Annotated in this window: 24 protein-coding genes; all 24 read left to right on the plus strand. The window is 66.8% G+C overall.

From position 1 onward, the window contains the following. Positions 1-36: 36 nt before the first annotated feature. Entirely contained in the window at positions 37-345 is a 309-nt protein-coding gene (rpsJ, locus tag ACTWP8_RS16955) for a 30S ribosomal protein S10 (RefSeq protein ID WP_003948644.1), read from the plus strand. A gap of 13 nt (positions 346-358) precedes the next feature. After that, positions 359-1,003: a 50S ribosomal protein L3 gene (gene rplC / locus ACTWP8_RS16960; protein ID WP_443322986.1), complete on the plus strand. Its 645-nt coding sequence runs from the start codon at positions 359-361 to the stop codon at positions 1,001-1,003. Between the two features lie 8 nt (positions 1,004-1,011). Then, entirely contained in the window at positions 1,012-1,662 is a 651-nt protein-coding gene (rplD, locus tag ACTWP8_RS16965; RefSeq protein WP_443322987.1) for a 50S ribosomal protein L4, read from the plus strand. Beyond that, positions 1,662-1,988: a 50S ribosomal protein L23 gene (rplW, locus tag ACTWP8_RS16970; RefSeq protein WP_443319068.1), complete on the plus strand. Its 327-nt coding sequence runs from the start codon at positions 1,662-1,664 to the stop codon at positions 1,986-1,988. The genes rplD and rplW overlap by 1 nt, the downstream gene beginning before the upstream one ends. A gap of 39 nt (positions 1,989-2,027) precedes the next feature. Next, complete coding sequence (rplB, locus tag ACTWP8_RS16975) at positions 2,028-2,864, plus strand: 50S ribosomal protein L2 (protein WP_443319067.1); 837 nt, start codon at positions 2,028-2,030, stop codon at positions 2,862-2,864. A 12-nt stretch (positions 2,865-2,876) separates the two neighbouring features. Beyond that, positions 2,877-3,158: a 30S ribosomal protein S19 gene (gene rpsS / locus ACTWP8_RS16980; protein ID WP_393656566.1), complete on the plus strand. Its 282-nt coding sequence runs from the start codon at positions 2,877-2,879 to the stop codon at positions 3,156-3,158. Positions 3,159-3,204: 46 nt separating this feature from the next. Further along, positions 3,205-3,552: a 50S ribosomal protein L22 gene (gene rplV, locus ACTWP8_RS16985; RefSeq protein ID WP_003974262.1), complete on the plus strand. Its 348-nt coding sequence runs from the start codon at positions 3,205-3,207 to the stop codon at positions 3,550-3,552. After that, positions 3,552-4,397: a 30S ribosomal protein S3 gene (gene rpsC / locus ACTWP8_RS16990; RefSeq protein WP_443319066.1), complete on the plus strand. Its 846-nt coding sequence runs from the start codon at positions 3,552-3,554 to the stop codon at positions 4,395-4,397. Before rplV ends, rpsC begins: the two co-directional genes overlap by 1 nt. 5 nt (positions 4,398-4,402) lie before the next feature. After that, positions 4,403-4,822 carry a 50S ribosomal protein L16 gene (gene rplP / locus ACTWP8_RS16995; RefSeq protein ID WP_055470929.1) on the plus strand — a complete coding sequence of 140 codons (420 nt, stop codon included), beginning with the start codon at positions 4,403-4,405 and terminating at the stop codon, positions 4,820-4,822. Next, on the plus strand, positions 4,822-5,046 hold the full coding sequence (gene rpmC / locus ACTWP8_RS17000; protein ID WP_065963002.1) for a 50S ribosomal protein L29: 225 nt from the start codon (positions 4,822-4,824) through the stop codon (positions 5,044-5,046). The genes rplP and rpmC overlap by 1 nt, the downstream gene beginning before the upstream one ends. Further along, positions 5,046-5,330: a 30S ribosomal protein S17 gene (gene rpsQ, locus ACTWP8_RS17005; RefSeq protein WP_443269981.1), complete on the plus strand. Its 285-nt coding sequence runs from the start codon at positions 5,046-5,048 to the stop codon at positions 5,328-5,330. The genes rpmC and rpsQ overlap by 1 nt, the downstream gene beginning before the upstream one ends. Before the next feature lie 97 nt (positions 5,331-5,427). Further along, entirely contained in the window at positions 5,428-5,796 is a 369-nt protein-coding gene (gene rplN / locus ACTWP8_RS17010) for a 50S ribosomal protein L14 (protein WP_030174545.1), read from the plus strand. 3 nt (positions 5,797-5,799) lie between these two features. Next, positions 5,800-6,123 (plus strand): 50S ribosomal protein L24, encoded by a 324-nt coding sequence (rplX, locus tag ACTWP8_RS17015; RefSeq protein ID WP_065963007.1) that lies wholly within the window; start codon positions 5,800-5,802, stop codon positions 6,121-6,123. Next, positions 6,123-6,683: a 50S ribosomal protein L5 gene (rplE, locus tag ACTWP8_RS17020; RefSeq protein WP_443319065.1), complete on the plus strand. Its 561-nt coding sequence runs from the start codon at positions 6,123-6,125 to the stop codon at positions 6,681-6,683. The genes rplX and rplE overlap by 1 nt, the downstream gene beginning before the upstream one ends. A 2-nt stretch (positions 6,684-6,685) precedes the next feature. Continuing rightward, entirely contained in the window at positions 6,686-6,871 is a 186-nt protein-coding gene (locus ACTWP8_RS17025; RefSeq protein WP_003948630.1) for a type Z 30S ribosomal protein S14, read from the plus strand. 249 nt (positions 6,872-7,120) lie between these two features. Further along, entirely contained in the window at positions 7,121-7,519 is a 399-nt protein-coding gene (gene rpsH / locus ACTWP8_RS17030; RefSeq protein ID WP_443319064.1) for a 30S ribosomal protein S8, read from the plus strand. 20 nt (positions 7,520-7,539) lie between these two features. After that, the gene (gene rplF / locus ACTWP8_RS17035; protein ID WP_443322988.1) at positions 7,540-8,079 is read left to right on the plus strand and encodes a 50S ribosomal protein L6; all 540 of its coding nucleotides are present in this window, start codon (positions 7,540-7,542) and stop codon (positions 8,077-8,079) included. Positions 8,080-8,082: 3 nt separating this feature from the next. After that, positions 8,083-8,466, plus strand: coding sequence for a 50S ribosomal protein L18 (rplR, locus tag ACTWP8_RS17040; protein WP_443319062.1), 384 nt, complete (start codon positions 8,083-8,085; stop codon positions 8,464-8,466). Between the two features lie 68 nt (positions 8,467-8,534). Further along, positions 8,535-9,140 (plus strand): 30S ribosomal protein S5, encoded by a 606-nt coding sequence (rpsE, locus tag ACTWP8_RS17045; RefSeq protein WP_443319061.1) that lies wholly within the window; start codon positions 8,535-8,537, stop codon positions 9,138-9,140. Continuing rightward, complete coding sequence (gene rpmD, locus ACTWP8_RS17050; RefSeq protein ID WP_443319060.1) at positions 9,140-9,322, plus strand: 50S ribosomal protein L30; 183 nt, start codon at positions 9,140-9,142, stop codon at positions 9,320-9,322. Before rpsE ends, rpmD begins: the two co-directional genes overlap by 1 nt. A 1-nt stretch (position 9,323) precedes the next feature. Then, positions 9,324-9,779 carry a 50S ribosomal protein L15 gene (gene rplO, locus ACTWP8_RS17055; RefSeq protein ID WP_443319059.1) on the plus strand — a complete coding sequence of 152 codons (456 nt, stop codon included), beginning with the start codon at positions 9,324-9,326 and terminating at the stop codon, positions 9,777-9,779. A 226-nt stretch (positions 9,780-10,005) separates the two neighbouring features. Then, positions 10,006-11,319, plus strand: coding sequence for a preprotein translocase subunit SecY (secY, locus tag ACTWP8_RS17060; RefSeq protein ID WP_443319058.1), 1,314 nt, complete (start codon positions 10,006-10,008; stop codon positions 11,317-11,319). Beyond that, positions 11,319-11,975: an adenylate kinase gene (locus ACTWP8_RS17065; RefSeq protein ID WP_443322989.1), complete on the plus strand. Its 657-nt coding sequence runs from the start codon at positions 11,319-11,321 to the stop codon at positions 11,973-11,975. Before secY ends, ACTWP8_RS17065 begins: the two co-directional genes overlap by 1 nt. 100 nt (positions 11,976-12,075) lie before the next feature. After that, positions 12,076-12,912 (plus strand): type I methionyl aminopeptidase, encoded by an 837-nt coding sequence (gene map / locus ACTWP8_RS17070; protein WP_443322990.1) that lies wholly within the window; start codon positions 12,076-12,078, stop codon positions 12,910-12,912. Positions 12,913-12,984 lie beyond the last annotated feature (72 nt).

Below are 12,984 nucleotides of genomic sequence, written 5' to 3' on the forward strand. Positions count from 1 at the left end.
CCAGAGCGTTACGAGAGACAGGACTACGAAGTAGCCATGGCGGGACAGAAGATCCGCATCCGGCTCAAGGCCTACGACCACGAGGTCATCGATTCCTCGGCGAAGAAGATCGTCGAGACGGTGACCCGTACTGGTGCGTCGGTCGCGGGCCCGGTGCCGCTGCCCACTGAGAAGAACGTGTACTGCGTCATCAAGTCGCCGCACAAGTACAAGGACTCGCGCGAGCACTTCGAGATGCGTACGCACAAGCGCCTCATCGACATCCTCGACCCCACGCCGAAGACCGTCGACTCGCTGATGCGTCTCGACCTGCCGGCCGGCGTCGACATCGAGATCAAGCTCTGAGGTGACGCGCGAGATGGCTAAGCAGATCAAGGGCGTCCTGGGCGAGAAGCTCGGCATGACGCAGGTGTGGGACGAGAACAACCGCGTCGTCCCGGTCACCGTCGTCAAGGCCGGTCCCTGCGTCGTCACCCAGGTCCGTACCGCTGACAGCGACGGCTACGACGCCGTCCAGATCGCCTTCGGCGAGATCGACCCGCGCAAGGTGAACAAGCCCCTCAAGGGCCACTTCGCCAAGGCGAACGTCACCCCGCGCCGCCACCTGGTGGAGCTGCGTACCGTCGACGCCGGCGAGTACACGCTCGGCCAGGAGGTCACCGCCGAGGTGTTCGAGTCCGGTGTCAAGGTCGACGTGACCGGCACCAGCAAGGGCAAGGGCACCGCCGGTGTCATGAAGCGCCACGGCTTCGGCGGCCTCGGCGCCGGCCACGGCACGCAGCGCAAGCACCGCTCGCCCGGCTCCATCGGTGGCTGCGCCACCCCGGGCCGCGTGTTCAAGGGCCTGCGCATGGCCGGCCGCATGGGCAACGAGCGGGTCACCACCCAGAACCTGACCGTCCACGCCGTTGACGCGGAGAAGGGACTGCTGCTCATCAAGGGCGCCGTCCCCGGTCCGAACGGCGGCCTCGTCCTGGTCCGTACCGCGGCCAAGGGGGCCTGAGGTAACCGATGAGCACCATTGACATCCTTTCGCCGGCAGGCGACAAGGCCGGGTCCGTCGAGCTCCCCGCGGAGATCTTCGACGCGCAGGTCAGCGTTCCGCTGATCCACCAGGTCGTCGTCGCCCAGCTGGCCGCTGCCCGCCAGGGCACGCACAAGACGAAGACCCGCGGCGAGGTCCGCGGCGGTGGCAAGAAGCCGTACCGCCAGAAGGGCACCGGCCGGGCGCGCCAGGGTTCGACCCGCGCTCCGCAGTTCGCCGGCGGTGGCGTCGTGCACGGCCCCGTGCCGCGGGACTACTCGCAGCGCACCCCGAAGAAGATGAAGGCCGCCGCCCTGCGCGGTGCCCTCTCCGACCGGGCGCGCCACAACCGCATCCACGTCGTCTCCGGCGTGGTCGAGGGCGAGATCTCCACCAAGGCCGCCAAGACCCTGTTCGGCAGAATCAGCGAGCGCAGGAACCTGCTCCTGGTCGCCGAGCGGACCGACGAGGCCGCGTGGCTGTCCGCCCGCAACCTGCCCCAGGTCCACATCCTGGAGCCGGGCCAGCTGAACACGTACGACGTGCTCGTCTCCGACGACGTGGTCTTCACCAAGGCCGCCTTCGAGTCCTTCGTGGCTGGCCCCAAGGCCGCTCAGCTCGAAGGGAGCGACGCCTGATGACTGAGGCGACCGCTGTCACCAGCAAGACCTACACCGACCCGCGCGACGTGCTCGTCAAGCCGGTCGTGTCGGAGAAGAGCTACGCGCTGCTGGACGAGAACAAGTACACGTTCATCGTCGACCCGCGTGCGAACAAGACCCAGATCAAGCAGGCCGTCGAGGCGGTCTTCTCGGTCAAGGTCACCGGGGTCAACACGATCAACCGGCAGGGCAAGCGCAAGCGCACCCGCACCGGCTACGGCAAGCGCAAGGACACCAAGCGCGCCATCGTGACCCTCGCCGAGGGCGACCGTATCGACATCTTCGGCGGCCCGGTCTCCTAACGGAGTCCGAGTCGTCCGGAATCGGACGAGGACTGAGAAATGGGTATCCGCAAGTACAAGCCGACGACCCCGGGCCGTCGTGGCTCCAGCGTCGCCGACTTTGTCGAGGTCACGCGGTCCACGCCGGAGAAGTCGCTGGTCCGCCCGCTGCACAGCAAGGGCGGCCGTAACAACGCCGGTCGTGTGACCGTTCGCCACCAGGGCGGTGGCCACAAGCGCGCCTACCGCGTGATCGACTTCCGTCGTCACGACAAGGACGGCGTGCCGGCCAAGGTCGCGCACATCGAGTACGACCCGAACCGCACCGCGCGCATCGCGCTCCTGCACTACGCGGACGGCGAGAAGCGCTACATCCTCGCCCCGGCTCGGCTGAGCCAGGGCGACCGGGTCGAGAACGGCCCCGGGGCCGACATCAAGCCCGGCAACAACCTCCCGCTGCGCAACATCCCGGTGGGTACGACTCTGCACGCCATCGAGCTGCGGCCCGGCGGCGGTGCGAAGATCGCCCGCTCCGCCGGTTCCTCCGTGCAGCTGATGGCGAAGGAGGGCGCCTACGCCCACCTGCGCATGCCGTCGGGCGAGGTCCGGCTGGTCGACGTCCGCTGCCGCGCCACCGTTGGCGAGGTCGGCAACGCCGAGCAGTCGAACATCAACTGGGGCAAGGCCGGCCGTATGCGGTGGAAGGGCGTCCGCCCGACCGTCCGCGGTGTCGCCATGAACCCCGTTGACCACCCGCACGGTGGTGGTGAGGGCAAGACCTCCGGTGGCCGTCACCCGGTCTCCCCGTGGGGTCAGAAGGAAGGACGTACGCGCTCGCCGAAGAAGGCCAGCAGCAAGCTCATCGTCCGCCGCCGCAAGACCACCAAGAAGCGCTAGGAGCAGGGTTCGATGCCGCGCAGTCTGAAGAAGGGGCCTTTCGTCGACGACCACCTGAGCAAGAAGGTGGACACACAGAACGACGCAGGCACCAAAAACGTCATCAAGACCTGGTCCCGCCGCTCGATGATCGTCCCGGCCATGCTCGGCCACACGATCGCGGTGCACGACGGCCGCAAGCACGTCCCGGTGTTCGTCACCGAGTCGATGGTCGGCCACAAGCTCGGCGAGTTCGCGCCGACCCGCACCTTCCGCGGCCATGAGAAGGACGACCGCAAGTCGCGTCGTCGCTGATCTGCGGAACAAGCGAAGACCGATGACAGACACCGAAGGGACAACCATGGAAGCCAGGGCCCAGGCGCGGTACATCCGCGTCACGCCCATGAAGGCCCGCCGCGTGGTGGACCTCATCCGTGGCATGGATGCCACGGAGGCTCAGGCGGTCCTGCGATTCGCTCCGCAGGCCGCGAGCGTGCCGGTCGGCAAGGTGCTCGACAGCGCCATCGCCAACGCCGCGCACAACTACGACCACACCGACGCCGACAGCCTCTTCATCTCCGAGGCGTACGTCGACGAGGGCCCGACCCTGAAGCGGTTCCGTCCGCGTGCCCAGGGCCGTGCCTACCGGATCCGCAAGCGGACCAGCCACATCACCGTGGTCGTCAGCAGCAAGGAAGGAACCCGGTAATGGGCCAGAAGGTTAACCCGCACGGGTTCCGGCTTGGTGTGACCACGGACTTCAAGTCCCGCTGGTACGCCGACAAGCTGTACAAGGACTACGTCAAGGAAGACGTCGCCATCCGCCGGATGATGACGAAGGGCATGGAGCGCGCCGGTATCTCCAAGGTGGAGATCGAGCGCACCCGTGACCGCGTCCGCGTCGACATCCACACCGCCCGGCCGGGCATCGTCATCGGCCGCCGCGGCGCGGAGGCCGACCGCATCCGCGGCGAGCTGGAGAAGCTCACCGGCAAGCAGGTCCAGCTGAACATCCTCGAGGTCAAGAACCCCGAGACCGATGCTCAGCTGGTCGCCCAGGCCGTCGCCGAGCAGCTCTCCTCCCGCGTCTCCTTCCGTCGCGCCATGCGCAAGAGCATGCAGTCGACGATGAAGGCCGGCGCCAAGGGCATCAAGATCCAGTGTGGTGGCCGTCTCGGCGGCGCCGAGATGTCCCGCTCGGAGTTCTACCGCGAGGGCCGCGTGCCCCTGCACACGCTCCGTGCGAACGTCGACTACGGCTTCTTCGAGGCCAAGACGACCTTCGGCCGTATCGGTGTGAAGGTCTGGATCTACAAGGGCGACGTCAAGAACATCGCCGAGGTCCGCGCCGAGAACGCCGCCGCCCGCGCCGGCCAGCGCCCGTCGCGTGGCGCCGGTGAGCGCCCGGCCCGTGGTGGCCGGGGTGGCGAGCGCGGCCGCGGCCGCAAGCCGCAGCAGCAGCAGGCTCCCGCTGCCGAGGCCCCCAAGGCCGAGGCTCCGGCGGCCCCGGCTGCTGAGGCTGCGTCCCCTTCTACCGGCGGAACGGAGGCCTGACCGTCATGCTGATCCCCCGTAGGGTCAAGCACCGCAAGCAGCACCACCCGAAGCGCAGCGGTATGGCCAAGGGCGGCACCGAGCTTGCGTTCGGCGAGTACGGCATCCAGGCGGTGACCCCGGCGTACGTGACGAACCGTCAGATCGAGTCGGCTCGTATCGCCATGACCCGCCACATCAAGCGTGGTGGCAAGGTCTGGATCAACATCTACCCGGACCGCCCGCTCACGAAGAAGCCGGCCGAGACCCGCATGGGTTCCGGTAAGGGTTCTCCGGAGTGGTGGGTCGCGAACGTCAAGCCCGGCCGGGTGATGTTCGAGCTGTCCTACCCGAACGAGAAGATTGCTCGCGAGGCGCTCACCCGCGCCGCGCACAAGCTTCCGATGAAGTGCCGGATCGTTCGGCGCGAGGCAGGTGAGTCGTGATGGCGGCCGGAACCAAGGCGTCCGAGCTGCGCGAGCTGAACAACGAGGACCTCGTTGCCAAGCTGCGTGAGGCCAAGGAGGAGCTGTTCAACCTCCGCTTCCAGGCGGCGACCGGACAGCTCGAGAACCACGGCCGGCTGAAGGCCGTCCGCAAGGACATCGCCCGGATCTACACCCTGATGCGGGAGCGCGAGCTCGGCATCGAGACGGTGGAGAGCGCCTGATGAGCGAGAAGAATGTGACTGAAACGAAGCAGGAGCGCGGATTCCGCAAGACCCGTGAGGGTCTGGTCGTCAGCGACAAGATGGACAAGACCGTCGTCGTCGCCGTCGAGGACCGCGTCAAGCACGCGCTGTACGGCAAGGTCATCCGCCGTACGAACAAGCTCAAGGCGCACGACGAGCAGAACGCTGCGGGTATCGGTGACCGCGTCCTCCTCATGGAGACCCGGCCGCTGTCCGCGACCAAGCGCTGGCGCGTCGTCGAGATCCTCGAGAAGGCCAAGTAATTCCTGGGGTTCCTCCCAGGACCAGTTCCGCCAGGCTCGGCGGGGGACTTCTCCGGAAGTCCCCCGCCGGGAACCGGCAGACGATCAGGAGATAGACGTGATCCAGCAGGAGTCGCGACTGCGCGTCGCCGACAACACGGGGGCGAAGGAGATCCTTTGCATCCGTGTTCTCGGTGGTTCCGGTCGCCGCTACGCGGGCATCGGTGACGTCATCGTCGCCACCGTCAAGGATGCGATCCCCGGTGGCAACGTGAAGAAGGGTGACGTCGTCAAGGCGGTCATCGTGCGCACCGTCAAGGAGCGCCGCCGCCCGGACGGCTCGTACATCCGCTTCGACGAGAACGCGGCCGTCATCCTCAAGGGCGATGGCGACCCCCGTGGCACCCGTATCTTCGGCCCCGTGGGCCGTGAGCTGCGCGAGAAGAAGTTCATGAAGATCATCTCGCTCGCGCCGGAGGTGCTGTAACCGATGAAGATCAAGAAGGGCGACCTGGTCCAGGTCATCACCGGTAAGGACAAGGGCAAGCAGGGCAAGGTCATCCAGGCCTTCCCGCGCGAGGACCGCGTCCTGGTCGAGGGTGTCAACCGGGTCAAGAAGCACACCAAGGCCGGCCAGACCGCTCGTGGTTCGAAGACCGGCGGCATCGTGACGACCGAGGCCCCGATCCACGTGAGCAACGTTCAGCTCGTGGTGGAGAAGGACGGCAAGAAGGTCGTCACCCGCGTCGGGTACCGCTTCGACGACGAGGGCAACAAGATCCGCGTTGCCAAGCGGACCGGTGAGGACATCTGATGACTGCCACCACCAACGCACCGCGCCTGAAGCAGCGCTACCGCGAAGAGATCCAGGGCAAGCTGAAGGACGAGTTCTCGTACGAGAACGTCATGCAGATCCCGGGTCTGACCAAGATCGTGGTCAACATGGGTGTGGGCGACGCCGCCCGCGACTCCAAGCTGATCGAGGGCGCCATCCGCGACCTCGCCACGATCACCGGCCAGAAGCCGGCCGTCACCAAGGCCCGTAAGTCCATCGCGCAGTTCAAGCTGCGCGAGGGCCAGCCGATCGGTGCCCACGTCACCCTCCGCGGTGACCGCATGTGGGAGTTCCTGGACCGCCTGCTGTCGCTCGCGCTGCCGCGCATCCGCGACTTCCGGGGTCTGTCGCCGAAGCAGTTCGACGGCCGCGGCAACTACACCTTCGGTCTCACGGAGCAGGTCATGTTCCACGAGATCGACCAGGACAAGATCGACCGGGTCCGAGGCATGGACATCACCGTGGTCACCACGGCGTCCAACGACGCTGAGGGCCGCGCCCTGCTGCGTCACCTCGGCTTCCCGTTCAAGGAGAACTGACCGTGGCGAAGAAGGCTCTGATCGCTAAGGCCGCCCGCAAGCCGAAGTTCGGGGTTCGCGGGTACACCCGCTGCCAGCGCTGCGGCCGGCCGCACTCCGTCTACCGCAAGTTCGGCCTCTGCCGCGTGTGCCTTCGTGAGATGGCTCACCGTGGCGAGCTGCCGGGCGTGACCAAGAGCTCCTGGTAATCCCCGAATCGGGATTACCGGAGGCTCTCGGTAAGCACATGGACGGCGGGCACCCGTAAATACCGCTCTTTCCGCTCACGTAGAGTGGAAGGGTTGGGCGCCCGCCGCCCGGGCTACGCCCGCGGCGTAGCCCGCCAGAAACGCTTACTACGCCGTAGGTCCCCGCACCACACCTGTCCCGACGTACGCGATCGGGGAGAAGGACGGTGCAGACAGGAAACCCCGGCGAGAGAGGCCGAAGGCCATCACATGACCATGACCGATCCGATCGCAGACATGCTGACGCGTCTGCGAAACGCGAACTCGGCATACCACGACTCCGTGTCGATGCCGCACAGCAAGATCAAGTCGCACATCGCGGAGATCCTCCAGCAGGAGGGCTTCATCACCGGCTGGAAGACCGAGGAAGCCGAGGTCGGCAAGAACCTCGTCCTCGAGCTGAAGTACGGCCCCAACCGCGAGCGCTCGATCGCCGGCATCAAGCGGATTTCGAAGCCGGGTCTGCGGGTCTACGCAAAGTCCACCAACCTGCCGAAGGTGCTCGGCGGCCTGGGCGTGGCGATCATCTCCACCTCCCACGGGCTCCTCACCGACAAGCAGGCGCAGAAGAAGGGCGTGGGCGGGGAAGTCCTCGCCTACGTCTGGTAATCGGGAACGGAGGTAAAGCAATGTCGCGTATCGGCAAGCTCCCCATCCCGGTTCCCGCCGGCGTGGACGTCACCATCGATGGCCGTACGGTCCAGGTGAAGGGCCCCAAGGGCGCCCTCGCCCACACCGTCGCGGCGCCCATCGAGGTCGCCAAGGGCGAGGACGGCACCATCGCCGTCACCCGACCGAACGACGAGCGTCAGAACAAGGCCCTGCACGGCCTGTCCCGCACGCTGGTGGCGAACATGATCACTGGCGTGACCACGGGATACGTCAAGAAGCTCGAGATCAGCGGCGTCGGCTACCGCGTCGCGGCGAAGGGCTCCAACCTGGAGTTCTCGCTGGGCTACAGCCACCCGATCCTGGTCGAAGCCCCCGAGGGCATCTCCTTCAAGGTCGAGTCCCCGACCAAGTTCAGCGTCGAGGGCATCGACAAGCAGAAGGTCGGCGAGGTCGCCGCCAACATCCGCAAGCTGCGCAAGCCCGACCCGTACAAGGCCAAGGGCGTCAAGTACGAAGGCGAAGTCATCCGCCGCAAGGTCGGAAAGGCTGGTAAGTAAGCCATGGCATACGGTGTGAAGATCGCCAAGGGCAAGGCCTACAAGGGTGCTGCTCTCAAGCGTCGCCACATCCGCGTCCGCAAGCGGGTCTCCGGTACGCCGGAGCGTCCGCGCCTGGTCGTGACGCGGTCCAACCGCCACATGGTCGCGCAGGTCATCGACGACGTCGCGGGCCACACCCTGGCCTCGGCTTCGTCTCTGGACGCGGCCGTCCGTGGTGGCGAGGGCGACAAGAGCGCCCAGGCCAAGCAGGTGGGCGCCCTGGTCGCCGAGCGCGCCAAGGCCGCCGGTATCGAGGCCGTCGTGTTCGACCGCGGTGGCAACAAGTACGCCGGGCGCATCGCCGCTCTGGCAGACGCCGCCCGCGAGGCCGGGCTCAAATTCTGAGCCGCCCGTCGCGCCAGCGACCGAATGTCGCTGCGTAGCTAGCGGACGTAAACGAGAGAGGTAATCCAATGGCTGGACCCCAGCGCCGCGGTGGCGGCGCCGGTGGCGGCGAGCGGCGGGACCGGAAGGACCGGCGGGACGGCGGCGCTGCTGCTGAGAAGACCGCCTACGTCGAGCGTGTCGTCGCGATCAACCGCGTCGCCAAGGTTGTGAAGGGTGGTCGTCGCTTCAGCTTCACCGCGCTGGTCGTGGTGGGCGACGGTGACGGCACCGTGGGTGTCGGATACGGCAAGGCCAAGGAGGTGCCGGCCGCCATCGCCAAGGGTGTGGAGGAGGCCAAGAAGCACTTCTTCAAGGTCCCCCGGATCCAGGGCACCATCCCGCACCCCATCCAGGGCGAGAAGGCCGCGGGCATCGTCCTGCTCAAGCCTGCTTCCCCCGGTACCGGTGTGATCGCCGGTGGCCCGGTGCGCGCCGTCCTGGAGTGCGCGGGCATTCACGACGTGCTGAGCAAGTCGCTCGGCTCGTCGAACCCGATCAACATCGTGCACGCCACGGTGGAGGCTCTGAAGGGGCTGCAGCGCCCCGAGGAGATCGCCGCCCGCCGTGGCCTGCCCCTGGAGGACGTCGCCCCCGCCGCTCTGCTGCGGGCGCGTGCCGGAGTGGGTGCGTAATGGCCCGCCTCAAGATCACGCAGACGAAGTCCTACATCGGCAGCAAGCAGAACCACCGCGACACCCTGCGCTCGCTCGGCCTGAAGAAGGTCAACGACGTGGTTGTCAAGGAGGACCGACCCGAGATCCGCGGCATGGCGAACACCGTGCGGCACCTCGTGACGGTCGAGGAGGTCGACTGACATGGCGGAGCAGAACCCGCTGAAGGTCCACAACCTCCGGCCTGCCCCTGGCGCCAAGACCGCCAAGACCCGTGTCGGTCGTGGTGAGGCGTCCAAGGGTAAGACCGCTGGTCGTGGCACCAAGGGCACCAAGGCCCGCTACCAGGTTCCGGAGCGCTTCGAGGGCGGGCAGATGCCCCTCCACATGCGCCTCCCGAAGCTGAAGGGCTTCAAGAACCCGTTCCGCACCGAGTACCAGGTCGTGAACCTGGACAAGCTGGCCAAGCTCTACCCGCAGGGTGGCGAGGTCACGGTGGCCGACCTGGTCGCCAAGGGTGCGGTGCGCAAGAACCAGCTCGTCAAGGTGCTCGGCACCGGCGACATCTCCGTGGCGCTGCAGGTGACGGTCGACGCCGTCTCCGGCTCCGCCAAGGAGAAGATCACCGCTGCCGGCGGCACCGTCACCGAGCTCGTCTGAGCACGATGACGCATTCGGCCGGGGATGCCCTCTCGTGGGGCATCCCCGGTTGGTCGTTCCAGGGGGGCGGGTACGCCGGTAAGGTGGCGTGCACTGTTGCTGTGAACACCTGGGGTTCCGCCCCGGGCCGCGCGGACCATGCCGCGCGGCTTTTGACTGATCAGTATTTGCCGATTCTCACGACCGTCACCTCTCGCGCCGATACGCGGGGGTCGCAGGAGGCACCGTGCTCACCGCGTTCGCCCGGGCGTTCAGGACGCCCGACCTGCGCAAGAAGCTGCTGTTCACGCTGGGCATCATCGTGCTGTTCCGGCTCGGGGCGCATATCCCGATCCCCGGGGTGAGCTATCCCAACGTGAAGTACTGCATGGACTCGGCCGAGGGCAGCCAGGGGCTGTTCGGTCTGGTCAACATGTTCAGCGGTGGTGCGCTGCTGCAGATCACGATCTTCGCGCTCGGCATCATGCCGTACATCACGGCGAGCATCATCCTGCAGCTGCTGACCGTGGTCATTCCACGGCTCGAGGCCCTGAAGAAGGAGGGCCAGTCCGGGCAGGCGAAGATCACGCAGTACACCCGCTATCTGACGGTCGCCCTCGCCGTTCTGCAGGGCACGGGCCTGGTGGCCACCGCCCGCAGCGGCACCCTCTTCCCGCAGTGCGACCGCGCCGGGCAGATCATCCCGGACCAGTCGATCTTCGTGACCATCACCATGGTCATCACCATGACCGCGGGCACCGCGCTGATCATGTGGCTCGGCGAGCTCATCACCGACCGCGGCATCGGCAACGGCATGTCGATCCTGATGTTCATCTCGATCGCCGCGGGCTTCCCCCAGGCTCTGTGGCAGATCAAGCTGCAGGGCGAAATCATGCAGGGCTGGCTGGAATTCGGCGTGGTGATCCTCGTCGGCCTCGCGATGGTGGGCCTGGTGGTCTTCGTCGAGCAGGCCCAGCGCCGTATCCCCGTGCAGTACGCGAAGCGCATGATCGGCCGCAGGTCCTACGGCGGTACGTCCACGTACATCCCGCTGAAGGTCAACCAGGCAGGTGTGATTCCTGTCATCTTCGCGTCCTCGCTGCTCTACATTCCAGCCTTGATCGTTCAGTTCAGCGGCTCCAACGCGGGCTGGGCGACCTGGATCAACCAGCATCTTGTGAAGGGTGACCACCCCTATTACATCGTCACGTACTTCCTGCTGATTGTTTTCTTCGCCTTCTTCTACGTGGCTATCTCGTTCAACCCCGAGGAAGTCGCGGACAACATGAAGAAGTATGGTGGCTTCATCCCGGGCATCCGGGCTGGTCGACCCACTGCTGAGTACCTGAGCTACGTGCTCAATCGGATCACCTGGCCGGGGTCGCTGTACCTGGGCTTGATCGCACTTGTGCCGACAACGGCGTTGGCAGGTTTCGGAGCGAACCAGAACTTCCCGTTCGGCGGGACGAGCATCCTGATCATCGTGGGTGTAGGTCTGGAGACCGTTAAGCAGATCGAGAGCCAGCTTCAGCAGCGTAACTACGAAGGGTTCCTCCGCTGATGCGAATCGTCCTCGTCGGGCCTCCTGGGGCCGGCAAGGGTACGCAGGCCGCGTACCTCGCCGAGAACCTGTCGATCCCGCACATCTCCACGGGCGACCTGTTCCGCGCCAACATCAGCCAGGGCACGCCCCTGGGCCGTCAGGCGAAGCAGTACATGAACGCCGGCGAACTGGTACCGGACGAGGTCACCATCGGAATGGCGAAGGACCGGCTCGAGCAGCCCGACGCCGCGGACGGCTTTCTGCTCGACGGCTTCCCGCGCAACCTCAACCAGGCGAAGGCGCTGGACGAGATCCTCGTCGAGGAGGGCATCGCGCTCGAGGCGGTGCTCGACCTCGAGGTCCCCGAGGACGAGGTCGTCAAGCGCATCGCGGGCCGCAGGACCTGCCGCAGCAACAGCGCGCACACCTTCCACGTCGAGTACAAGAAGCCCAAGACCGAGGGCGTGTGCGACGAGTGCGGCGGTGAGCTGTACCAGCGCGAGGACGACAGCGAAGAAACGGTCCGCAAGCGCCTCGAGGTCTACCACAGCGAGACCGAGCCGATCATCGACTACTTCAAGGCCCAGGGCCTGGTCGTGACGATCTCGGCGCTCGGCAAGGTGTCCGAGGTCACCCAGCGGGCCATGGAGGCGCTGCGGCAGAAAGCCGCATAGCGCAGGAGCGTACGCGTACGGTACGGCCGCGGACCCCGACGGGCTTCCGTGGCCGTACTGTTGTCTCCGGCCCCCATCACACAGAAAGCGGAAGTCACTCATGGTGGAGATCAAGACCCCGGAGCAGATCGCGAAGATGCGCGAGGCGGGGCTGATCGTGGCCGCGATCCACGCGGCCTGCCGCGAGGTCGCCGTCCCGGGTGCCACCACCAAGGACCTGGACGACGCCGCCAGGAAGGTCCTCGCCGAGCACGGCGCCAAGTCGAACTTCCTCGGCTATGGCGGCTTCCCCGCAACCATCTGCACATCGGTGAACGATGTCGTCGTCCACGGCATCCCGGACACCGCGACCGTCCTCAAGGACGGCGACATCATCTCCATCGACGCCGGCGCCATCGTCGACGGCTGGCACGGCGACGCGGCCTTCACCGCATTCGTGGGCACTGGTCACGCTCCGGAACTGCGTGAACTCAGCCGGGTCACCGAGGAGTCGATGTGGGCCGGTATCGCCGCCGTCAGGCAGGGCAACCGGCTGGTCGACATCTCCAAGGCCATCGAGGGCTACATCCGCCGCCAGCCCCGCCCGGCCACGGGCAAGTACGGGATCATCGAGGACTACGGCGGCCACGGCATCGGTTCCCAGATGCACATGGACCCGCACCTGCTGAACTACGTGGACCGCAGGCGCGGCCGCGGCCCCCGTCTGGTGCCCGGCTTCTGCATCGCGATCGAGCCGATGGTCAGCCTCGGCACGCCGCGCACCCATGTCCTCGAGGACGACTGGACGGTCAAGACGGACGACGGGACCTGGTCCTCGCACTGGGAGCACTCGGTCGCGCTGACCGAGCAGGGCCCGCTGGTGCTGACGGCCGTCGACGGCGGCAAGGCGAAGCTCGCCGAGCTGGGCGTCACGGCCGCACCCGACCCGCTGGCCTAGGGATTCCGGCCCACAGGGTTAAGGATCTCGGCGGATGGGCAGAGTCATGCCCCGATTCGTCTTTCAGGATGC

It is taken from the genome of Streptomyces sp. 7N604, from assembly GCF_052245475.1.
In the GTDB taxonomy this organism is placed as follows: domain Bacteria; phylum Actinomycetota; class Actinomycetes; order Streptomycetales; family Streptomycetaceae; genus Streptomyces.

Bases quoted from the DNA above. Each gene is read 5' to 3' on its own strand.
- rpsJ (WP_003948644.1), top strand. From the start codon at position 37: ATGGCGGGACAGAAGATCCGCATCCGGCTCAAGGCCTACGACCACGAG.
- rplC (WP_443322986.1), top strand. From the start codon at position 359: ATGGCTAAGCAGATCAAGGGCGTCCTGGGCGAGAAGCTCGGCATGACG.
- rplD (WP_443322987.1), top strand. From the start codon at position 1,012: ATGAGCACCATTGACATCCTTTCGCCGGCAGGCGACAAGGCCGGGTCC.
- rplW (WP_443319068.1), top strand. From the start codon at position 1,662: ATGACTGAGGCGACCGCTGTCACCAGCAAGACCTACACCGACCCGCGC.
- rplB (WP_443319067.1), top strand. From the start codon at position 2,028: ATGGGTATCCGCAAGTACAAGCCGACGACCCCGGGCCGTCGTGGCTCC.
- rpsS (WP_393656566.1), top strand. From the start codon at position 2,877: ATGCCGCGCAGTCTGAAGAAGGGGCCTTTCGTCGACGACCACCTGAGC.
- rplV (WP_003974262.1), top strand. From the start codon at position 3,205: ATGGAAGCCAGGGCCCAGGCGCGGTACATCCGCGTCACGCCCATGAAG.
- rpsC (WP_443319066.1), top strand. From the start codon at position 3,552: ATGGGCCAGAAGGTTAACCCGCACGGGTTCCGGCTTGGTGTGACCACG.
- rplP (WP_055470929.1), top strand. From the start codon at position 4,403: ATGCTGATCCCCCGTAGGGTCAAGCACCGCAAGCAGCACCACCCGAAG.
- rpmC (WP_065963002.1), top strand. From the start codon at position 4,822: ATGGCGGCCGGAACCAAGGCGTCCGAGCTGCGCGAGCTGAACAACGAG.
- rpsQ (WP_443269981.1), top strand. From the start codon at position 5,046: ATGAGCGAGAAGAATGTGACTGAAACGAAGCAGGAGCGCGGATTCCGC.
- rplX (WP_065963007.1), top strand. From the start codon at position 5,800: ATGAAGATCAAGAAGGGCGACCTGGTCCAGGTCATCACCGGTAAGGAC.
- rplE (WP_443319065.1), top strand. From the start codon at position 6,123: ATGACTGCCACCACCAACGCACCGCGCCTGAAGCAGCGCTACCGCGAA.
- rpsH (WP_443319064.1), top strand. From the start codon at position 7,121: ATGACCATGACCGATCCGATCGCAGACATGCTGACGCGTCTGCGAAAC.
- rplF (WP_443322988.1), top strand. From the start codon at position 7,540: ATGTCGCGTATCGGCAAGCTCCCCATCCCGGTTCCCGCCGGCGTGGAC.
- rplR (WP_443319062.1), top strand. From the start codon at position 8,083: ATGGCATACGGTGTGAAGATCGCCAAGGGCAAGGCCTACAAGGGTGCT.
- rpsE (WP_443319061.1), top strand. From the start codon at position 8,535: ATGGCTGGACCCCAGCGCCGCGGTGGCGGCGCCGGTGGCGGCGAGCGG.
- rpmD (WP_443319060.1), top strand. From the start codon at position 9,140: ATGGCCCGCCTCAAGATCACGCAGACGAAGTCCTACATCGGCAGCAAG.
- rplO (WP_443319059.1), top strand. From the start codon at position 9,324: ATGGCGGAGCAGAACCCGCTGAAGGTCCACAACCTCCGGCCTGCCCCT.
- ACTWP8_RS17065 (WP_443322989.1), top strand. From the start codon at position 11,319: ATGCGAATCGTCCTCGTCGGGCCTCCTGGGGCCGGCAAGGGTACGCAG.
- map (WP_443322990.1), top strand. From the start codon at position 12,076: ATGGTGGAGATCAAGACCCCGGAGCAGATCGCGAAGATGCGCGAGGCG.